The organism is Streptomyces sp. NPDC048420 (assembly GCF_040651535.1).
Classification (GTDB): Bacteria; Actinomycetota; Actinomycetes; order Streptomycetales; family Streptomycetaceae; genus Streptomyces.
Map to the genome: position 1 here is coordinate 52,134 of NZ_JBEZKG010000033.1, position 20,266 is coordinate 72,399.

Consider the following 20,266-nt stretch of genomic DNA (forward strand, 5'->3'; position numbering starts at 1 on the left):
TGCCAGGTTCCTCTGAGGGCCGCCTGTGCGCTGCCGAAGGGGGGTTTGCCAGGTGGGTACAAAACCGCCCATCCGATACACAACCCGAACCGACGCCTGCGCTCGCGCACCCGGTTCGCGTATGGTCACGCTCATCTACCCCCGGCCTACCGTGGTGCATCCGTGATCCGATTCGACAACGTATCCAAGGTCTACCCCAAGCAGACCCGCCCCGCACTCAGGGATGTCTCCCTGGAAGTGGAGAAGGGCGAGTTCGTGTTCCTCGTGGGGTCCTCCGGCTCCGGAAAGTCCACCTTCCTGCGACTGGTGCTCCGCGAGGAGCGGACCAGCCAGGGGCAGGTGCACGTTCTGGGCAAGGACCTCGCGCGCCTGTCCAACTGGAAGGTGCCGCAGATGCGCCGCCAGCTGGGGACAGTGTTCCAGGACTTCCGGCTGCTGCCGAACAAGACCGTCGCCGAGAACGTGGCCTTCGCGCAGGAGGTCATCGGCAAGTCGCGCGGCGAGATCCGCAAGTCCGTGCCGCAGGTGCTCGACCTCGTCGGGCTCGGCGGCAAGGAGGAGCGGATGCCCGGCGAGCTGTCCGGCGGTGAGCAGCAGCGTGTGGCCATCGCGCGGGCCTTCGTGAACCGGCCCAAGCTGCTGATCGCCGACGAGCCCACCGGCAACCTCGACCCGCAGACCTCCGTCGGCATCATGAAGCTGCTCGACCGGATCAACCGGACGGGCACGACCGTGCTGATGGCGACGCACGACCAGAACATCGTGGACCAGATGCGCAAGCGCGTCATCGAGCTGGAGAAGGGCCGCCTCGTCCGCGACCAGGCACGCGGCGTCTACGGCTACCAGCACTGACCGCCGTTCGTAGAGTCCCCGGAAAGGCCTGAAGAAGACGCCATGCGCGCCCAGTTCGTACTCTCCGAGATCGGTGTCGGTCTCCGTCGCAACCTGACGATGACGTTCGCCGTCATCGTCTCCGTCGCCCTGTCGCTCGCCCTGTTCGGCGGGTCGCTCCTGATGAGCGACCAGGTCGGTGCCATGAAGGGCTACTGGTACGACAAGGTCAACGTCTCGATCTTCCTCTGCAACAAGAGCGACGCCGAGTCGGACCCCAACTGCGCCAAGGGCGCGGTCACCGAGGACCAGAAGAAGGACATCCTCTCCGACCTGAAGAAGATGTCGGTCGTCGAGACGGTCGTCCACGAGTCCCAGGACGAGGCCTACAAGCACTACAAGGAGCAGTTCGGCGACTCCCCGCTGGCCGCCTCCCTCACGCCGGACCAGATGCAGGAGTCGTACCGGATCAAGCTGAAGGACCCGGAGAAGTACCAGGTCATCGCGACCGCGTTCAACGGGCGTGACGGGGTGCAGTCCGTGCAGGACCAGAAGGGCATTCTGGACAACCTCTTCACGATGCTGAACCTGATGAACCGGGCCGCGCTCGGCGTGATGGCGCTCATGCTGATCGTCGCCCTGCTGCTGATCGTCAACACGGTGCGTGTCTCGGCGTTCAGCCGTCGGCGGGAGACCGGGATCATGCGGCTGGTGGGCGCCTCCGGTTTCTACATCCAGGCGCCGTTCATCATGGAGGCCGCCGTCGCCGGGGCGATCGGCGGCGGGCTCGCCTGTGTCTTCCTGGTCGTCGGCCGGTACTTCACCGTCGACCACGGCATGGCCCTGGCCACGAAGCTCAACCTCATCAACTTCGTGGGCTGGGACGCCGTACTGACGAAGCTGCCGCTCATCCTGGCCGCGAGCGTGCTGATGCCCGCGTTGGCCGCGTTCTTCGCGCTGCGCAAGTACCTGAAGGTGTGACGCATGCCAAGAGGGCCGTACGGTCAACCGGCCGTGCGGCCCTCTTGCGTTGTCCTAGACTCACCGGCATGTCAGGCCGAGACCTGTTTTGTCAGCCCCGCCGCATCCGCCGCGGGGCGGCCCTGACATTGGTGTTCGCGAGCGTCCTGGTGGCCGGCGCGGCCACCGGCTCCTTCCCCGAGGCCGACGGCACCGACCGGAAGTCCTCGTCGGAGCAGGCCCGTTCGGCCCTTTCCGCGGATCACCACGAGGACGTGGCCAAGGCCGCCGAGGAGGCCATGGCCCAGGGCCAGTCCCCCATGGAGGCCGCCGAGCGTGCCGTCAGCCGCAGCGGGGACCGCTGGGGGGCCGTCTACTCCCAAGGCGAGTACGAGGAGTTCGAGGAGGCCCTTGACGGCCAGTACACCGGCGTCGGCCTGTGGGCGCGGCGCGAGCGGGACGGCCGTATCGAAGTGACCAAGGTGAGCTCGGACTCGCCCGCGGCCGCCGCCGGGATCCGCCGCGGCGATCTGCTGCGCAGTGTCGACGGCACCTCCGCCGACGGGCGGCCCGTCACCGAGGTCGTCTCCTTACTGCGCGGTGACGCCACGGACGCGGCCGCCGGTACGGCGGTGAAGCTGGGCCTGCAGCGGGGCACGCGCGCGTGGACGGAGACCGTACGGCGTGCGCGGCTGTCCACGGACTCGGTCACCGTTCGAGAACTCGCCGGCGGGATCACCGTCATCAAGATCGACTCGTTCACCAAGGGAGTCGGGGACGAGGTGCGGGACGCCGTGCGCGAGGCTCCGGCCGGCGGGGGGATCGTCCTCGACCTGCGCGGGAACTCCGGTGGGCTGGTCACCGAGGCCGTCACCACGGCATCCGTCTTCCTCGACGGGGGGCTGGTGGCGACGTACGACGTGGACGGGTCGCAGCAGGCGTTGCACGCGGAGCCCGGTGGGGATACGACCCGGGCGTTGGTCGCTCTTGTCGACGGGGGGACGATGAGCGCGGCGGAGCTGCTCACCGGGGCTCTCCAGGACCGTGGGCGAGCCGTGGTCGTGGGATCCCGGACCTTCGGCAAGGGCTCCGTGCAGATGCCCAGCCGGCTGCCGGACGGGTCTGTGGCTGAACTGACTGTGGGGCACTACCGGACTCCGTCGGGGCGGGGGGTCGACGGGCGGGGGATCACGCCTGACCTGGAGGCCGACGAGGGGGCTCTTCGGCAGGCCGAGACGGTGCTTGGGGGGTTGGGCGACTAGGGAAGTGCCGGGAGCGGTCGGCTGTCGGGTGCGGCAGCGTCGTGGCTTGTCGCGCAGTTCCCCGCGCCCCTATAGGTGGGTCTCCTCGCCGCTTGATTAAGGGCTGGCCTCGGACCCCCTCACTAGTGCGAAAATGGGCAGCACTATGAGCAAGGGAATGTACGTACCGAAGGAGTCCCAGCCGAAGCAGGGTGGCGGGGGCGGTAAGGCCCGGGACGGGGAGAAGGGGGGCAAGCGGAAGCTTGTCGCCCAGAACAAGAAGGCGCGGCACGACTACGCGATCGTCGACACCTACGAGGCCGGGCTCGTGCTCACCGGCACCGAGGTCAAGTCGCTGCGTGAGGGCCGGACCTCGCTGACCGACGGCTTCGTCCAGATCGACCGGGGTGAGGCGTGGCTGCACAACGCGCACATCCCGGAGTACCACCAGGGCAGCTGGACCAACCACTCCGCGCGCCGCAAGCGCAAGCTGCTGCTGCACCGCGAGGAGATCGACAAGCTGGAGACGAAGGCCCAGGAGACGGGTCACACGATCGTGCCCCTCTCTCTGTACTTCATCAACGGCCGGGCCAAGGCCGAGATCGCGCTCGCGCGAGGCAAGAAGGAGTACGACAAGCGGCAAACGCTGCGCGAGAAGCAGGACCGGCGGGAGTCGGACCGCGCGATCGCCGCGGCGAAGCGGAAGCAGCGGGGCGTGTAGCCCCGGGGAATACGGTGGCATCGACGTGCGTTGGTCACGTACGATGGTGTCAACACCGGCCACTGGCCGATGTGCCTTGATAAAACAACATGGGGATGATCGGTTTCGACAGCGGCTGTTGAAGCAGGGGAAGCGTGTCGAGGAAGCGGCAATGATCTCGTTAACCATATGTCGCAACCAATAATCGCCAATTCCAAGAGCGATTCCCGCGTCTTCGCCCTCGCTGCCTAATAAGCAGTGAGCGAAGGCCCTAACGGGTGTCAGCCCGGGGGTGTTCCCGACCCGGACCCTGGCATAATCTAGGGGACTAAACCATCGAGCCCGGTCACGGGGTTCGATGGGAAACCAAACAGTGACTGGGCCCGTCGGCGACTTGTTCGCGTGATCGCCGGGGCCGAGAAAATCGCAGCGAACTGCACACGGAGAAGCCCTGATTCTGCACCGTTGGACGCGGGTTCGATTCCCGCCATCTCCACTCGTCCCCTCGGGGACAACCCCATGTGGGCGAAGGCCCCGCTGCTTGATGGCAGCGGGGCCTTCGTCATGCCCCGGCTTTCACATGTTGCTCACATGTAACCCAGGAAACTCTTGTCCTGTACCCGACGCCTATGTCTAAGGTGAGCGCCGCGCCGTGCGGAGCCGACCACTCCGACCCAGGGCGCCAGGGGGAGGACACCACCATGCCGAGACCTCGGCTCTTCACGCATGCCCGAACGAGATCCGGGCTGCTCACACCACTGCTGACATCCGCCGTCGCCGTGGCCCTGATCGGGTCGGCCGCCGTACAGCCGGACCTGATCAGCCGGTATGCGGCCGACGACATGGCTTCCGTGGCCGACAGCGCCGACAGCGCCGACAGCTACGACGGTTTCGATGCCAAGGCCGCCGAGCAACTCCGGCAGGACCAGTGCCTGTTGGGCGAGGTGCTGCGGATGGGCGGACCCGCCATGTTCGGCGTCGCGCAGGGCGGGCTGAACCAGACGCCGGACAAGCTGCACACCGCGGCGAACCGGGAGTACTGGAACGACACTCCGCTGTCGACGGCGTTCGAGCAGGACAGGGACGCCGCCGACAAGGAGGGCACCGTGCTCTACGACCACATCCGGGACTTCGAGATCTCCGGGCTGCCCACGCCTGGTGGCTTCAAGTCGGTCGCCGACTTCGAATGGCCACCCGGTACGAGCGGTGACGACCGCCCGAACTTCTTCCAGCAGACCGGCATCTCCAAGTGGATCTGGGAGCAGTTCTGGAAGTCGGAGGGCGACTTCTACCGCGACCTGACCCCCGAGGCCGACGAGGCCACCGTCAAGGCGGTCAAGGACCTGGGTGACCCGCTGTACGGGGGCGACCCCGACCCGAAGGCGCCCGACTGGAATCAGGAGTACGAGGAACACCAGGCCTACGACCACCTGGTGAACTGGTCGATGGAGCCGACGGCCGCCGACAACGCCCGGCTCTTCCTGTCCTACGGCGGCTTCCCGCGCACCGCGCCCGAGCCGGGCAGCGTCGAGTACCGCATCGCCGTAGAGGATCTGAAGTCCCGGTTCGCGTCCTGCGCCTGGCGCACCCCGGTCGACCCGAACAGGGTGCTCGGCAAGGAGGTCGCCGCAGCCTCCGCCGAGTGGCAGCAGGAGATCGCCGCGCAGGCCACCCCGCGCAACCAGATCCTGACCGCCAACAAGAACGCCACCAAGGCGCTCGCCGCCGGCTCCAAGGCGCTCGGTGAACTCCTCGGACTGTCCTGGCGGGCCGACCATCTGGTCCGCTGGCAGGACTACTGGTCCGCCGGCGGCCCCGGCTGGATCGGCACCAGCCCGTTCGTCGTGCACGCCCACGGGGCCACCGACAAGTGCCTTGACGTGGCGGGCGGCAAGAAGGACAACGGCACGCCCGTGCAGATCTACACCTGCAACGGCAGCGCCGGGCAGAAGTGGCAGATCTCCGGCGACACCCTGGTCAACCCCAACTCGGGCAAGTGCCTGACCGTCAAGGGCGGCGCGAGCGCCAACGGTACGGCCGTGCAGATCTCCACCTGTGGCACCGGGGCCTCGCAGAAGTGGCAGTACGGCACCCACGGCACCTCCCGGCTGTACAACCCGGGCACCGGCAACTGCCTGGACCTGGCGACGTACAACAACAGCCAGGACGGCCGGATGTGGGACTGCACCGGCAAGGCCCCGCAGCAGTTCGACGTCGTCCCGTCCGGGCACCAGGGCACCGACGATCTCGACTACCCCACCAAGGCGCAGTTCGACAAGGCGAAGCAGGGCGTCACGGCCGCCCAGACCGAGGCGAAGAAGCAGCTCGACCTGCTCAAGGCCCAGGCCACGACGGCGAAGACGGCCGCCACCACGTCGGACACCGCGCTGACGGCGGCGTACGGCATCGCCGACAAGGCGGGTGCGCCGCGCGGTCGGGGTCTGCTCGTGGGGCAGCAGAAGGCGCAGGTCACCAAGGCGTCGGCCGCCGCGCTGGATGCCCTGGCCAAGGCCGGTGACACCGCCTACGCGGCCACTCGTGCCGCCGCCGGGGACAGCGCCACCGTCGCCGCCCGCGCGCTGACGCAGGCCGCGCAGTCGAAGGCCGCCTTCCGTACCGCGGCCGCGAACGAGGCCCGGGCCCAGGCGAAGGCCGCGGCCGACGCGGCCGCCGTCCAGGCGCAGACCGCCAAGGCCGCCCGCGACCTCGCGAAGGCCAAGCTCGCCGAGACGCAGAAGGCGGAGGCCGACGCGAAGGCGGCCGCCGCCGACGCGCACGCCAAGCGGCTCGCGGCGGAGGCCGAGGCGGCCACGGCGAAGGCGGAGAAGGAGACCGCCGCCGCCAAGCAGGCGGAGGCCGCGCAGCACAAGGAGAACGCGCAGGGCTACGCCAAGACCGCCGACGAGGCCAAGGGCCGGGCGGAGAACTCCGAGTCCACGGCCCGCGCCAAGCGGCAGGACGCCGAGGCCGCCCGGGACCGGGCCAAGGGCAAGCGGGACGACGCGTGGGACGCCGAGAGCCAGGCCAACGCGGCCCGTGCCAAGGCCAACGCCAAGGACGCCTACGCCGAGGCGCATGACTCGGCATCCGATGCCACGGAGTCCCGCGCCGCCGCCGACCAGGCGGACAAGGCCGCCGGCGAGGCCGAGTCGGCCGCACGCTCGGCCCGTTCCGAGGCGGACGCGGCGACCCAGGCCGCGGCCGACGCGGACGCCGCCGCCACGCGCGCGGAGGCGGCCGCCCAGCGGGCCCGCTCCGACGCGGACGCGGCCCAGGCCGCCAAGCTGCGGGCCGACGCGGCCGTCCGTACGGCGACCAGCGCCGCCGCCGACGCCATCAAGGCGTCCGAGGCGTCCGCCTCAGCCGCCCGTACGGCCGTGAAGCTGGCCGACGAGGCACAGAAGCACGCCGCTGACGCCATGAAGCAGGCCGACGCGGCGAAGGCGGAGGCCGCCAAGGCGGTCGCGGGCGCGGCCGACGCGGCCGGGCACGCCTACACCACCGCGCAGGCGGCGGCGGACGCCGGCAACGCGGCCCAGCAGGTGGCGGCTCCGGCGAACGACGCGATCCAGCTGGGTGCGCCGTACGTCACCACCGACTCGGCTGCGGGCCTCGCCGTCCTGTCGGGTCAGGCGTCGAAGACGATCGCCGAGCAGCAGCAGGCGGTCGCCGAGGCGCACGCGGCCAACGCGCAGAAGAACGCGGCCCAGGCGGCGAGCCTCGCCGCGGCGGCGACCGGTGACGCGAAGGCGGCGTACACCCTGGCCGCGGAGGCCGCAGGGTTCGCGGCCGACGCCCGAAGGTCGGCGAAGGAGGCGCTGGGTTACGCCGCCGAGGCGGCCCAGTACGCGGCCGACGCGCAGGCGTCCCTCGCCCGCGCCAAGGAGTACGACCGCCAGGCCACCGAGGACGCGGCAGCCGCCGACCGGGCGGCCGACCAGGCCGAGACCTACGCGGTGGACGCCCGCTCCTCCGCCGACCAGGCCGCCCTGGACGCGGAGGCCGCCCGCACAGCGGCCGCCCAGGCCGAACAGTCCGCGAAGGACGCCCGTGCGGCGGCCGACCGGGCGGACGCGGAGGCGACTGCGGCGGAGGAGGCTGCCAAGGACGCGCAGAAGTACGCGGAGTCGGCGCAGGAAGCCGCCGAGCAGGCGGCGAACAAGGGGGCGAACGAGCAGGTCGCCAAGGGTGCGGCGACCGGCCAGGACAACACCTTCCTCGTCATCGACAAGATCACTCTGACCGAGCAGCCGAAGCAGCTCAACGGCTGCACGCTCACCGTCGACGGCTGCACGGTGGAGTTCGAGTTCCACTTCGACGCGATCGTCAGCTTCTACTACTGCGCCAATCCGGACGTCCCCGCCTCGGAGTCGGGCTGCCCGAAGGCGGACACCTTCTTCCTCGGTTCACAACCGCAGAAGGGGCTGTCGAAGAAGATCACCTACCACTTCAGCTTCTGGGAGGTGGAGAAGGCCGGACTGCAGAGCCTGGGCCTGTTCGTCGCCAACCTCGCCTACGGCATCCTTGTCGAGGACTTCGTCCAGTGCTACCACCAGTTCACGCCTTCCGACGACGGCGGATCGTCGGCGGGATGCGCCTGGGCGGCCGCCACCTTCATTCCGGGTGGCAAAATCACCGAGGCGCTGAAGGCCACCAAGCTCGTCGAGGACGCGATCAAGACGGGGCGGGGAGCGGAGAAGCTCCTCGGCGACCTGAAGAAGCTCTTCGGGGAGAACCCGTCCGCGGCGGACCTCGCGGATCCCGACAGCCTCGCGGGGATGGCGTTGCGCCTCTCGGAACGCATGGCGGAACGGGCGAAGGCGGCGAACAGCGTCGACCTGGACCTGGTGCGCAAGCTGGAGGCGAGCGGTGCCAACTTCAACCGGGCGGACGTCGTGATGACGGTGCGCTATCCGCGGCCCGGTGTGCCGGTGGCCTGGCTGGAGATGGGCAACAAGAAGTCGGGGCTCATCCACATCATCTTCCGGCACGCGGGAGAGTTCATCGAGCGCGGTGTAGCGTCCGAGGACATTCCCAAGCTTCTCAACAAGGCACTGAGCGAGGGCAAGATCGTGGGCGAACAGGGCTCCGACGGCGGTCGGATGATCTACGAGACCGTGTACAACGGCAGGACCCAGCGGGTGGCCATCACGGTGGGCAACAACGGGTTCATCGTGGGAGCGAACCCCGCATGACCTGGACGCAAGCGCCACGCCGTCTGCTCGTCCGTGCGCAGGGTGACGACTCACCGCTGTATCTCGCGGACGAGGAGGGCGACGACGACCTCTCCCGGTTCACCCGGTCCGTCGCACTCGACGACCCGGGGCTCGGGCTGACCGAGTCCCTGGCCGACCGGCTGACGTCCTGGTCGCGGGCCCGCCCCGAAGGAGGGTCCGCGTCCCGCCAGACCGTGCGCAGGCATGCGAAGCAGGGGCTGGAGGTCGCCCAGGCGCTGGCCAGGTACCTCGGGCCGCAGTGGACGGTGCGGTACTGGGACGACGCGTACGCCACCGACAAGTTCGTCTGCTGGGGGTGCAGGCGACTGCACTGGTCCCTCGACGAGCACGACACGCCGCCGTATCCGCTCCGCATCACCGTCGAGGGCGAGTACAAGTGGCACCCCCTCCGCGCGGAGGGGTTCGGGGACTTCGCTCCCGACGACCCCGCCGTCGGACTGGACCTGTCCGACGAACTGGTCGCGGACCTGTACAACTGGGCGGCCGACTTCAACGCCGGCATGGAGCAGTACCTGAAGGACCGGGACGAAGCGAAGGACGACGAAAGGCGCGCCGAACTGGACCTGCGAGGCCGTGACCTGGCCGTGCGCGTGGCCCGTGAAGCGGGCCCGGCCAGGACTGTCACCTACGGCGGACTCGCCTAGCGACTCCCTCGAAAAAAGAGTGAGGGCCCGTACTCGACCGAGTGCGGGCCTTCGTCCGTGCGGTCTCCGCCTGCGCGTCAGGACACCGTCCGCCTCCCCGTACTGGCCCGCTCCGTCATCCGCGGAGGCAGCAGTGTCGACTCCGGTACGGCCGTCCCGTCCAGCCTCTTCACCAGGAGTTCCACGGCCCGCGAGCCCAACTCCGCGGACGGCAGGGCGACCGAGGTGACCGGGACGCGGGCCGACTCGGCCACCTCGTCGGGGCAGATCGCGGTGACCGAGAGATCATCCGGCACCCGCAGCCCCAGGTGCCGGAAGGCGACGATCAGCGGCTCCAGCAGGGGCTCGTTGTGGACGACCACACCCGTCAACGCGGGCTGTTCGCGCAGCAGTCGCTCGGCGGCCTCGCGGGCCGTGCCGGGCTCGCAGGGGTGGACGGTCGACGACATCCCGTGGCGGTCGGCGGCGGCCGTGAAGCCCTGGACCACACGCTGGGCGAAGGCCGTCCGGCGCATGTACACCTCCGGAGGGGAGCCGACCAGGGCCACCGAGCGGTGGCCCAGCCGTGCCAGGTGTTCCACGCACGCCTCGCCCGCCGCCCGGAAGTCGAGGTCGACACAGGTCAGCCCCTCCGAGGCGGCAGGGAAGCCGATCAGCACCGACGGCAGATCCAGTGTGCGCAGCAACGGCAGCCGGGGATCGTCCAGTTGGACGTCCATCACGATCAGCCCGTCGACCAGGGCCGTGTCCGACACCCGGCACAGACCGTCCTCGCCCTCCTCCTGGGTCAGCAGCAGCACGTCGTGGTCGTGGCGCCGGGCCGTCGTCACCACCGACACCGCGAACCGCATCACGGTCGGGACGTGGATCCCGGTCCGTAAGGGCACGACCAGCGCCAGTACGTTCGACCGTCGGCCGGCCAGGGCGCGGGCGCCCGCGTGCGGCCGGTAGCCCAGCTCGCGGATGGCCTCCTCGACCCGCTTCCGGGTCTCCTCGGAGATCGGGCGCTTGCCGCTGAGGGCGTAGGAGACGGTGCTGGGGGAGACCCCGGCCCGCCGCGCCACATCCGTGATCTTCACCATCAGCCCAGCTCCAGGGAGAGGAACCCGGTGCCCGCCTGTGCCCGTGCCGTCCTGTCTCCGGCCGCCAGACTCCAGGGCGCCGACGGGTCACCGCAGGACGCCCGCAGCGTGTCCCCTTCGCGTACGACGGTGAAGGCGACCTCGCCGACCCGTACCGTGACCTGCTCGCCCCGCGCGAGGCCGTACGCCCGCAGGGTCACCTCGTCGGCGTGGTCGTAGTCGGGCCGGTCGGCCACCGCGCCGACCGGGATCACGGCACCCGGCCTGACCAGCAGCGGCACGCTCAGGAAGTCGTGCTGCTCGCGCACCCAGCGCGGCCCGGTCACCGTCTCGCCGGTCACGAAGTGGGTCCAGGTGCCCTCGGGGACGTAGTACGAGACCTCCCCCGAGTCACTGAACACCGGTGCCACCAGCAGATCCGGGCCCAGCATGTACTGCCGCTCCAGGTGCGCGCACCCGGGGTCGTCCGGGAACTCCAGGACCATCGCCCGCATCACCGGCACGCCCTCGGTGTGGGCGGTGCGCGCGGCCTCGTAGAGATACGGCATGAGGCTCAGCTTGAGGCGGGTGAAGTGCCGCAGGACGTCCACGGACTCCTCGTCGAACAGCCACGGGACCCGGTACGACGAGCTGCCGTGCAGACGGCTGTGGGAGGACAGCATGCCGAAGGCCAGCCACCGTTTGAAGAGCGCCGGTGTCGGCGTGCCCTCGAAGCCGCCGATGTCGTGGCTCCAGAAACCGAAGCCGGAGAGCCCCAGCGACAGCCCGCCGCGCAGCGACTCGGCCATCGACTCGTAGGTCGCCTCGCAGTCGCCGCCCCAGTGCACCGGGAACTTCTGGCTGCCCGCGGTCGCCGAGCGGGCGAAGACCACCGCCTCCTCCTCACCGCGGTGCTTGCGCAGCACGTCGAAGACGGTCCGGTTGTAGAGGTAGGTGTAGTAGTTGTGCATCCGCTCCGGGTCGGAGCCGTCGGACCACTCCACGTCCAGCGGGACCCGCTCGCCGAAGTCGGTCTTGAAGCAGTCCACGCCCTGGGCGAGGAGCGCCTCCAGCTTGGACGCGTACCAGTCGCGGGCGGCCGGGCTGGTGAAGTCGACCAGGGCCATGCCGGGCTGCCACAGGTCCCACTGCCAGACGCTGCCGTCCGGGCGCTTGAGGAGATGGCCGAGCGCCTTGCCCTCTGCGAACAGGGGCGATCTCTGGGCGATGTACGGGTTGATCCACACGGACACCCTCAGGCCCCGCTCGTGCAGCCGCGCGAGCATGCCCTCCGGGTCGGGGAAGACCCGCGGGTCCCACTGGAAGTCGCACCAGTTGAACTCGCGCATCCAGAAGCAGTCGAAGTGGAAGACGGACAGGGGCAGTTCGCGGTCCTTCATGCCGTCGATGAAGGAGGTCACCGTCTCCTCGTCGTACGACGTCGTGAAGGACGTCGACAGCCACAGGCCGAAGGACCAGGCGGGCGGGAGGGCCGGACGGCCGGTGAGGGCCGTGTACTTGCGGATGATCTCCTTGGGACTCGGGCCGTGGATGACGTAGTACGTCAGCTCCTGGGTCTCGGCGCTGAACTGCACCCGGGAGACCGCCTCCGAGCCGACCTCGAAGGAGACCTTGCCGGGGTGGTCGACGAAGACGCCGTAGCCCGCGTCCGTCAGGTAGAACGGGACGTTCTTGTAGGCCTGTTCGGTGGCCGTGCCGCCGTCGGCGTTCCAGATGTCGACGACCTGGCCGTTCTTGACCAGCGGTCCGAACCGTTCGCCGAGGCCGTACACCGAGGTGCCGACGGTCAGGTTGAGTTGCTCGCGCAGGTAGTGCGCCCCGGTCGCGTCCCGCAGGATGCCCATGTTCTTGGTGCCGCTGCTGGTGAGGACCCGGCCGTCGGCGAGGAAGTCGACCTGCCAGGGGCCGGTGCGGGCGAACCGGACCGACAGCGAGCCCGAGGTGAGGGTCGCGGAGGCCTCGTCGGACCCGGTGTGGGGGGTGAACTCCTCTTTCACGAGCTCGAATTCGGGGCGGTCCGGCTGCTCGCCCTCGAAGTGGGTGAAGGTGATGCCGATGACGTCGGGCATCGGGGCGTGGGCGCTGATCGTCACGACCGGTCCCTTCAACAGGTCGCCGCGGTGGCGGATGGGCTGGGACGGCGCGTGGATCTCGAGCCCGCCGTCGGAGGCGACGACCTCGTGGACCACGGCCGGATGATCCGCGGTGACGCCCTCGCGCAGCAGCCAGTAGCCGTCGGTGAACTTCATCGGTGGGGGGTCCTTACTTCACGGCACCCACGGCGATACCGCGGGTGAGGGTTCGCTGGAACACGAGGAAGAAGACGATCGCGGGAAGCACACCGAGGAGGGCGGCCGCGTTGGTCATCGTGGCGTCCATCAGGCGCTGGCCCTGGAGGACGCCGAGGGCGACCGAGACGGTCTGGTTGTCGTTGGAGATCAGCATGACCAGGGGGAGCAGGAACTCGTTCCAGGTCCAGATGAAGAAGAAGACCAGCAGCACACCGAGGGTGGGACGGCTGACGGGCACGACGATCCGCCACAGCACCTGCCACTTGCTCGCGCCGTCGATCCGGGCCGCCTCGAGGATCTCGCGCGGGAACTGGCCGAGGACGGCGGAGAGCAGATACGTGCCGAACGCCGCCTGGATCACCGTGAAGACGATGATCACGCTCAGCCTGGTGTCGTAGAGGCCGACTTCCTTGCTCAGGTAGTAGACCGGGTAGACCAGCGCCTCCTGCGGCAGCATGTTCGCCAGGACGAAGAAGGCGAGCACCCAGGTGCGGCCCTTGATACGGCCGATGCCGATCGCGTAGGCGTTCAGGACCGACAGGATCACGGCCAGCACCGCCACCGAGCCGCTGATCAGCACCGAGTTGGCGAGCTTCTGGCCGAAGTCGACGCGTTCCCAGAAGTCCTTGATGCCGTCCGTGTAGAAGCCGTCGGGGAGGCTGAGGGGGCCGTTCTGGGCGTACTCGGCGGGGGACTTGAAGGCGTTGACCGTGACGATCAGGAACGGCACGACCATGAACAGGGCCGCGAGGCACAGGGCGATCAGCACCGGGTAGCGGCGCAGGGCGGTCGTCATGCGTCGGTCCTCTCCTGGAGCCTGAGACCGATCAGGGAGAGCGCGAGGATGATCACCGTCAGCACGGTGGAGATCGCGGCGCCGTAGCCGACCTGCGTCTTCTCGAAGAACGTGGTGAAGGAGAAGTAGGAGGGGACGTTCGTGGCGCCGCCCGGGCCGCCCTTCGTGAGCACGTACACCGCGCCGAACACCTTGAGCGCGGCGATCGAGCACCAGGTGAGGACGACGTAGATCTCTGGGCGGATCTGCGGCAGCGTGATGTGCCAGAAGCGGCGCCACCAGCCGGCGCCGTCCAGCTCGGCCGCCTCGTGGAGTTGGGGGTCCACACGCTGGAGGCCCGCCATGAAGATGACCAGCGGGAAGCCGAGTTGGACCCACACCATGACGCCCATGACGCTGTAGAGCGCGAGGTCGGGGTCACCGAGCCAGTCCTGCTGCCAGCTGCCGAGGCCGATCGCCTTGAGGAGGGCGTTGAGGGAGCCGTTGTCCGGGGCCAGGATCCAGCTCCAGACGATGCCGGCGACCGCGATCGGCAGGACCTGGGGGAGGTAGAAGCAGGCGCGCAGCACGGCCGCGGTCCGGGTGCCGAAGTGCTTGCCGACGTGGTCGAACAGGGCGGCGGCCAGGACCAGTCCGAGAGCCGTGGGGATCGCCGCCATCGCCACGACCATGAACAGGCTGTGCCGGAACGACGCCCAGAACTCGGAGTCGTCCATCAGCTCGCGGTAGTTGGCGAGCCCGGACCACTCGGGGGAGCCCACGCCCTGCCAGTCCGTGAAGCTCACATACGTGTTCATCACGAACGGCAGGACGATGACCGCGAGGAAGGCGAGGGCGCCGGGGAGGAGGAAGAGGGCGTAGGAGTCGCGGGTGCGGCGAGCGGGTTTCTGCGTGTTTCCCTTGCCGGCCGCCCGCGCACTCCGCTCGACGGTCACCGTCATTGCTTCGGCGCGCCCTTGTCGTAGGCCTCCTGGAGATTGCTGAGGTAGCCATCGGGCTTCTCACTGCCCGTGATCAGCTTCTGGGTCTCGGAGACGAGGACGTCGTAGAAGCCGGGGACCGGCCAGTCGGGGTAGAAGGCCAGGCCGTCGTTCTCGGAGAGTGTGTTGAAGTTCTCGATCAGGGTCTTCGACTGGGGGTCGGTGATGGCGGAGGCGTCGGCCGCGACCGGGACGCCGCCGGAGTTGCCGAGCAGGTTCTGGATCTTCTTCGACATGGTGATGTCGATGAAGTCGTAGGCGAGGTCCTTGTTCTTCGAACCCTTCGGTACGACCCAGAGGTTGCCGCCGGAGCCGAGGGTGAGCTTGGAGTCGGGCCAGCGGAAGGTGCCCCAGTCGAACTTGTTCTCCGTCTTGAAGCGGCCGTACCACCAGCTGCCGGAGAACAGGATCGGTGCCTTGCCGGAGGTGAAGGAGACCCCGGCGGCCTCCTCGTTCTGGCCGCTGGAGGTCTTGCTGAAGTAGCCCTTCTTCACCCAGTCGGCGAAGGTGTCGGCGCCGTAGGTCCAGGCCGCGTCGTGGAAGTCGGTCTTGCCCTTGTAGAGCTGGTAGGCGTCGACCCAGGAGCGGTCGGCCTTGGAGAGGGCCAGCTGGTAGAGGTACTGCTGGGCGGGGTAGGCGGCGCCGCCGTTGGCGAGCGGGGTGATGCCCTCCTGGACGAACCTGTCCATGGCGGCGGTGAGTTCGGCGAGCGTCTTCGGCTCGGCGATGCCGTACTTCTTGAAGAGGTCCTTGTTGTAGTAGACCAGCGTGTACTCGGCGTAGTTGGGGACGCCGTACCACTTGCCGGAGCCCATCACGCCGTTGGTGTCGTAGAGGCTGGTGGTGCGCACGCTCGGGCTGAGCTTCTTGTCCCAGCCGCGCTTGGTGGCCTCTGCCGTGAGGTCGGTGAGCAGGCCCTGCTTGGAGAGCAGGCCCGCGGTCGCGTTGCCCTTGTTGTACTCCATGAGGTCGGGCGCGTCCGAGGAGTTGAGGACCATCGGGGCGGTCTTCTGGATCTGGTCGAAGCTCTTCTCCTCGAACTCCACCTTCACGCCCGGGTGCTGGGCCTCGAACTCCTTGATCGCCTCGTTCCAGGCGATGCCCATCGCGCTGGTCGGTCCCTCGTAGTGCCACAGCCGGAGCGTCTTCCCGTCGGAGGACCCGCTGTCCGAGCCTCCGCAGGAGGTCAACAGCAGCGATCCGGTCAGGACCGCCACCGTCGCCACCACACGCCTTCGTGCCGTCAACATCCCGTACCTCCGGGGAGTCGGATGGTGCTTCGGGCCGGGCGCCGCGCAGGGGTCGTCGATTCGACTCGATTCGACGACCCCTGTCGAAGCGCTTCGACGAAGGAACGTATGTGGGGGCTTTGGAGGTCGTCAATGGGTTATGCAGGATCAGGTGAAGCGATTCGACGACTGGGTCGACGGGAGGCGATGATCAGAACCGCGCGTGCGGCTGCGACGGGACCTCGCGGCCCACCTGCCACCGGGGAGGTGTGCTCCGTCGTTCAGCCGCGGCCCCGCGCTCCCGCTGGGCGGGCTGGTCATGGTGAGGGGGATGGTGTCGTTGTTCTCGTCGACGTGGGGGTGGTTAAGGGCGGCCGTGGCTGCCGTGACCGGGGCGCTGTAGCCCGCTGTTGGGCGAGGTGCGGTTGAGCGGGCTGGTCATGGTGAGGGGGATGGTGTCGTTGTTCTCGTCGACACGAGGGCGATCATCAGGGCCGCCGCTGCCGCCGTGACCGGGACGCCGAAGCCCGCCACCGGCGACACGTGCTCCGCCGTCCAGCCGCCGGCCGCGCTGCCGCAGGCGATCCCGCCGAGCAGGCCGGTCACCGCGAGGGTCATGCCCTCGTTGAGGCGGCCGGGCGGGGTGCGCCGCTGGACCAGGGTCATTCCGGTGACCATCGTCGGGGCGGTCGCCATCCCGGCGACCAGCAGCGCGGCCGCCAGGGCGAACAGGGAGCCGGTGCGGGAGGCGGCCAGCAGCGGCAGCGTCAGCAGGGCCGTCATCGCGGCGACGCACCACACGTACCGGTCCTCGATGGACCCGGTCCGCCGCCTCGCCCCGTACACCAGCCCCGCCGCACACGAACCGGCCGCCTGGAGCGCCAGCACGACCCCGGCCGCCGAGCGGTGTCCCTGCGCGTCGGCGAACGCGATGGTGACGACCTCCATGGAACCGAACACGGCACCCATGGCGAGACAGACGGCGAGGAGGGGGCGGAAACCGGGAGCACGGAAGGGGGCCTCCGAGGGCGCCCGCTCACGCACCGGCGGCTCCGTCGAACGCTGTGCCGTGAACACCAGCACCCCCGTCACCAGCAGCGCCACCCCGACCAGCGTGCCCGCCTCCGGGAATACGGACGCGCACAGGGCGGCCGCCAGCACCGGGCCCAGCATGAAGCACGCCTCGTCCACGGCCTGTTCGAAGGAGTTCGCGACATGCAGGGACTGCTCGTCGCCGGCGAGGAGGTGGGCCCAGCGGGCGCGGGACATGCCGCCGAGGTTGGGGGTCGTCGCGGTGGCGGCGTACGACAGGAAGAGCGTCCAGGCCGGTGCCCCGAGGCGGACGCACAGCAGCAGCGCGAGGGAGCCCAGCGCGGCCAGGGCCGTGGCCGGTACGGCGATCTTGGCCTGTCCGTGTCGGTCGACGAGCCGTGCGGTCCATGGGGCGACCACGGCCGTCGCCGCCAGCCCGGTCGCGGTGACGGCGCCGGCGAGGCCGTACGACCCACGCGTCCCGGCGATCATGATGACCGCGCTGACGCTGAACATGCCCATGGGCAGCCGGGCGAGAAGGTTCCCGATGGTGAAGGCACGGGCTCCGGGGGTGGCGAGAAGACGGCGGTAGGGGCCGGGGGTGCGCGGGCTTCGTCCACCTCGCGGGCTTCGTCCACCTCGCGGGCTGAAGTCGACGATGACGAGCGCGTCGGCGGTCGTGGTGAACATCGGACGGTTCGGTTGCGGCATGCTCCTACCGTCGCGCGGGGACGATCAAGGGGTCCAACACCTTCTCCGTACCGATTCACGCACCCGTGTTGTAAGTTCGCGCAATGTCCGCGCCCACCCCGAGTCCCCACCATCTCGACCCCCGCCTCCTGCGCGCCTTCCTCGCCGTCGCCGACGAGCTCCACTTCACGCGCGCCGCGGCCCGGCTCTACGTCGCCCAGCAGGCGCTCAGCCGTGACGTACGGCGGCTGGAGCGGGAGTTGGGCGCCGAGCTGTTCGTGCGGACGACCCGGCAGGTGACGCTGACCGCCGACGGTGAGCGACTGGTGCCGTACGCCCGCCGCGCCCTGGACGCCCAGGACGAGCTGCTCGCCGCCTTCACCCAGGCCCGCCCGCTGCTCGTGGACCTGAACTTCCCCGACCAGGCCACCGCCCGCAGCGTGCTGCTCCGGGCCCGGGAGATCGCCCCTGACCTGGAGTTGATGGCCCGTTACGAGAGCGGCCTGACCGGCGCGGCCGGGGAACTGCTGGCCGGTCGCCTCGACGCCTCCTTCGGCCGGTTCGCCGGGCTGGACCCGGCGCTGCGGGCGGGCCTCGACCACCAGCCCGTGCGCTACGAGCCCATGGCGGTCGTCCTGCCCGAGGATCACCGGCTGGCCTCCCTGGAGCGGGTGCCGCTGGCCGCGCTGGAGGGCGAGACCGTGTACGCCGGGGCCGGAAATCCACGTACTCCGGAATGGACTGATCTCGCTCGTCGGCTGTTCGAAGGACGAGGCATCGGGATCGCCCCGCCGGCCCCGCTCGCGGTCGGCGACGAGGAGTTCCAGCGGATCATGGCGAAGACCCGGAACCCGATTCTCGCGGTGGTGGATTTTCCGGCCATGCCCGCCACCGTGCTGCGTCCGCTGGTTGACCCGGTACCGCTGTCGCCCGTGTCACTGGTGTGGCGGAAGGGTCTGGTGCACCCCGCTTTCGACGCCCTCCGGCGGGCCGCGGTCGAACTGTCCGTCGAACACGGCTGGCTCCGGCGGCCCGATGATGGATGGATTCCAGCCATCGATGAGCACGATATGAACGTCCCCAACTGACACGCGGCAAACACACATCCTTCGCGTGCGCTACATTCGTTGCCTGAGCACGGTGTGGTAAGGGGGCGCTCGGACCGGGTGGGGGCCCGGTTCAGCCGACGTGTGCTCAAGGTCGATTGCGCGCCCAGAACAGCCCGTGGGGGGATGTGCGTGCGCGTGAAGAACGTGAAGAAGTGGCGAGAAGACGCCCAACTGGAATGGCCCGAGGCGGCATCAGCGACCCAGGACACACCTTTGGTGGGCGGCGCCACCCAGTCGTTTCCGGAAACCGCGGAAACCAGAGGGGTGGACGGAACCGGAGCAGAGGCCGAGGAGACGGACCGGGACTTCCCCGGCGCCCCGAGAGCCGACCGCGGACGTGACGACGTCCCGGAACCGGCCGGCCGCAGAGCCGTCGTACGCGACCCGTGGGACGAGTCCGGCAGCGGTGCCGCTCACACCCACGACCCGCACGAGGTGACCGTCCAGCTCGACGCGATCAGCGTGACCGGCGACGACCGCATCGAGGGCGGTGGCCCCGCGGGCGACAGCGGGTCCGAGAGCTCCGACGGCCCGGTCTTCGTCGACGAGTCGGGCCGCCGCAGCCGCCGCTTCCGCCGGATCGGCATGGCCGTCGGTCTGGCCTGCGCGGTCTACGCCGTCGTCATCGTCGTCACCCTGCTGTCCGGCAACTCCAACGCGCCCTGGCTCCCCGTGACAGGACCGAAGGACGACACCCCGGCCGGCAAGGTCGACACCAGCCCGATGCCGGCCGAGTCCGCCGAACAGTCCGTCCCGGACGGAATGACACCGGGGACCATCCCGACGGTCAGCGGCGGAGTGACACCGGCGCCCGGGGTCAGCGGCAGCGCGCCCGGTGCCGCCGTGAGCCCGGGCAGCACGGGAGTGTCCGCCGATCCGTCGGCGACCGCCACCCAGCCGGGCGGCAACCCGTCGGTCAGCACCGGCCCGTCGACGCAGCCGACGCAGTCGGTCACCCCGCCGCCCAGCGCCTCGGTCACCCCGCCCACCAGCAGCACCCCCGACCCCTCGGTCGCCCCGACCGAGACCACGGGTGGCAGCGCCGGACCCGGCACGGTCGCCGACGGCCCGGCCTCGCCCACCCCCATCGCGTCGGAGACATCGGAGACCGCCGGGCCCGGCACCTCCGCTCCCGCCCCGCCCTCCGACGCCCCGCTCTCCCCGTCCCCGGAGCACATCCTCTGATGTCATCCCGCACTCGCCGTCCGGGCTCCGCACCCAGGGGCTTTGCCGGTTCGGCCGGCTCCGTGTCCGTCGCGTCGGAGACTTCCGGCACCTCGGCCCCCGCGCCGTCCGGCGTCCCGCTCTCCCCGTCCCCGGAGCACATCCTCTGATGTCATCCCGCATCCGCCGTCCGGGCTCCGCACCCAGGGGCTTTGCCGGTTCGGCCGGCTCCGTGTCCGTCGCGTCGGAGACTTCCGGCACCTCGGCCCCCGCGCCGTCC

Annotated in this window: 14 protein-coding genes and 1 other RNA gene; 9 read left to right on the forward strand and 6 right to left on the reverse strand. The window is 69.7% G+C overall.

The genetic code is table 11. The features are described from left to right. Positions 1 to 162 precede the first annotated feature (162 nt). The 7 genes from ftsE (at position 163) to AB0D34_RS40845 (ending at position 9,613) form a co-directional block, all read left to right on the forward strand. Complete coding sequence (gene ftsE, locus AB0D34_RS40815; protein ID WP_362671669.1) at positions 163 to 852, forward strand: cell division ATP-binding protein FtsE; 690 nt, start codon at positions 163 to 165, stop codon at positions 850 to 852. Between the two features lie 42 nt (positions 853 to 894). Then, the gene (ftsX, locus tag AB0D34_RS40820) at positions 895 to 1,812 is read left to right on the forward strand and encodes a permease-like cell division protein FtsX (RefSeq protein ID WP_356597219.1); all 918 of its coding nucleotides are present in this window, start codon (positions 895 to 897) and stop codon (positions 1,810 to 1,812) included. A 68-nt stretch (positions 1,813 to 1,880) separates the two neighbouring features. Then, positions 1,881 to 3,053 (forward strand): S41 family peptidase, encoded by a 1,173-nt coding sequence (locus tag AB0D34_RS40825; RefSeq protein ID WP_362671672.1) that lies wholly within the window; start codon positions 1,881 to 1,883, stop codon positions 3,051 to 3,053. Positions 3,054 to 3,210: 157 nt separating this feature from the next. Then, complete coding sequence (smpB, locus tag AB0D34_RS40830; protein ID WP_362671714.1) at positions 3,211 to 3,753, forward strand: SsrA-binding protein SmpB; 543 nt, start codon at positions 3,211 to 3,213, stop codon at positions 3,751 to 3,753. Positions 3,754 to 3,844: 91 nt separating this feature from the next. Next, positions 3,845 to 4,231: a transfer-messenger RNA gene (gene ssrA, locus AB0D34_RS40835) on the forward strand. A gap of 202 nt (positions 4,232 to 4,433) precedes the next feature. Next, complete coding sequence (locus AB0D34_RS40840; RefSeq protein WP_362671675.1) at positions 4,434 to 8,927, forward strand: ricin-type beta-trefoil lectin domain protein; 4,494 nt, start codon at positions 4,434 to 4,436, stop codon at positions 8,925 to 8,927. Then, complete coding sequence (locus tag AB0D34_RS40845) at positions 8,924 to 9,613, forward strand: hypothetical protein (RefSeq protein WP_362671677.1); 690 nt, start codon at positions 8,924 to 8,926, stop codon at positions 9,611 to 9,613. The genes AB0D34_RS40840 and AB0D34_RS40845 overlap by 4 nt, the downstream gene beginning before the upstream one ends. A 77-nt stretch (positions 9,614 to 9,690) precedes the next feature. Here the strand turns inward: AB0D34_RS40845 and AB0D34_RS40850 are convergent, their stop codons facing one another. The 6 genes from AB0D34_RS40850 to AB0D34_RS40875 all read right to left on the reverse strand — a co-directional run bounded on the left by AB0D34_RS40850 (position 9,691) and on the right by AB0D34_RS40875 (position 17,734). Beyond that, on the reverse strand, positions 9,691 to 10,695 hold the full coding sequence (locus AB0D34_RS40850; RefSeq protein ID WP_362671679.1) for a LacI family DNA-binding transcriptional regulator: 1,005 nt from the start codon (positions 10,693 to 10,695) through the stop codon (positions 9,691 to 9,693). Then, entirely contained in the window at positions 10,695 to 12,944 is a 2,250-nt protein-coding gene (gene yicI, locus AB0D34_RS40855; RefSeq protein WP_362671681.1) for an alpha-xylosidase, read from the reverse strand. Before yicI ends, AB0D34_RS40850 begins: the two co-directional genes overlap by 1 nt. Before the next feature lie 13 nt (positions 12,945 to 12,957). Beyond that, positions 12,958 to 13,782, reverse strand: coding sequence for a carbohydrate ABC transporter permease (locus tag AB0D34_RS40860; RefSeq protein WP_362671684.1), 825 nt, complete (start codon positions 13,780 to 13,782; stop codon positions 12,958 to 12,960). Further along, positions 13,779 to 14,723, reverse strand: coding sequence for a sugar ABC transporter permease (locus AB0D34_RS40865; RefSeq protein WP_362671686.1), 945 nt, complete (start codon positions 14,721 to 14,723; stop codon positions 13,779 to 13,781). Before AB0D34_RS40865 ends, AB0D34_RS40860 begins: the two co-directional genes overlap by 4 nt. After that, positions 14,720 to 16,012: an extracellular solute-binding protein gene (locus AB0D34_RS40870; protein ID WP_362671689.1), complete on the reverse strand. Its 1,293-nt coding sequence runs from the start codon at positions 16,010 to 16,012 to the stop codon at positions 14,720 to 14,722. Before AB0D34_RS40870 ends, AB0D34_RS40865 begins: the two co-directional genes overlap by 4 nt. A gap of 417 nt (positions 16,013 to 16,429) precedes the next feature. Beyond that, positions 16,430 to 17,734 (reverse strand): MFS transporter, encoded by a 1,305-nt coding sequence (locus AB0D34_RS40875; protein ID WP_362671692.1) that lies wholly within the window; start codon positions 17,732 to 17,734, stop codon positions 16,430 to 16,432. 83 nt (positions 17,735 to 17,817) lie between these two features. Here AB0D34_RS40875 and AB0D34_RS40880 point away from each other — a divergent pair, with 83 nt between their 5' ends. Both AB0D34_RS40880 and AB0D34_RS40885 read left to right on the forward strand, forming a co-directional pair. Then, positions 17,818 to 18,801 (forward strand): LysR family transcriptional regulator, encoded by a 984-nt coding sequence (locus AB0D34_RS40880; RefSeq protein ID WP_362671694.1) that lies wholly within the window; start codon positions 17,818 to 17,820, stop codon positions 18,799 to 18,801. 150 nt (positions 18,802 to 18,951) lie between these two features. Then, positions 18,952 to 20,007: a hypothetical protein gene (locus AB0D34_RS40885; RefSeq protein ID WP_362671697.1), complete on the forward strand. Its 1,056-nt coding sequence runs from the start codon at positions 18,952 to 18,954 to the stop codon at positions 20,005 to 20,007. Positions 20,008 to 20,266: the final 259 nt, after the last annotated feature.

Bases quoted from the DNA above. Each gene is read 5' to 3' on its own strand.
- ftsX (WP_356597219.1), top strand. From the start codon at position 895: ATGCGCGCCCAGTTCGTACTCTCCGAGATCGGTGTCGGTCTCCGTCGC.
- AB0D34_RS40825 (WP_362671672.1), top strand. From the start codon at position 1,881: ATGTCAGGCCGAGACCTGTTTTGTCAGCCCCGCCGCATCCGCCGCGGG.
- smpB (WP_362671714.1), top strand. From the start codon at position 3,211: ATGTACGTACCGAAGGAGTCCCAGCCGAAGCAGGGTGGCGGGGGCGGT.
- AB0D34_RS40840 (WP_362671675.1), top strand. From the start codon at position 4,434: ATGCCGAGACCTCGGCTCTTCACGCATGCCCGAACGAGATCCGGGCTG.
- AB0D34_RS40845 (WP_362671677.1), top strand. From the start codon at position 8,924: ATGACCTGGACGCAAGCGCCACGCCGTCTGCTCGTCCGTGCGCAGGGT.
- AB0D34_RS40850 (WP_362671679.1), bottom strand. From the start codon at position 10,695: ATGGTGAAGATCACGGATGTGGCGCGGCGGGCCGGGGTCTCCCCCAGC.
- yicI (WP_362671681.1), bottom strand. From the start codon at position 12,944: ATGAAGTTCACCGACGGCTACTGGCTGCTGCGCGAGGGCGTCACCGCG.
- AB0D34_RS40860 (WP_362671684.1), bottom strand. From the start codon at position 13,782: ATGACGACCGCCCTGCGCCGCTACCCGGTGCTGATCGCCCTGTGCCTC.
- AB0D34_RS40865 (WP_362671686.1), bottom strand. From the start codon at position 14,723: ATGACGGTGACCGTCGAGCGGAGTGCGCGGGCGGCCGGCAAGGGAAAC.
- AB0D34_RS40870 (WP_362671689.1), bottom strand. From the start codon at position 16,012: ATGTTGACGGCACGAAGGCGTGTGGTGGCGACGGTGGCGGTCCTGACC.
- AB0D34_RS40875 (WP_362671692.1), bottom strand. From the start codon at position 17,734: ATGCCGCAACCGAACCGTCCGATGTTCACCACGACCGCCGACGCGCTC.
- AB0D34_RS40880 (WP_362671694.1), top strand. From the start codon at position 17,818: ATGTCCGCGCCCACCCCGAGTCCCCACCATCTCGACCCCCGCCTCCTG.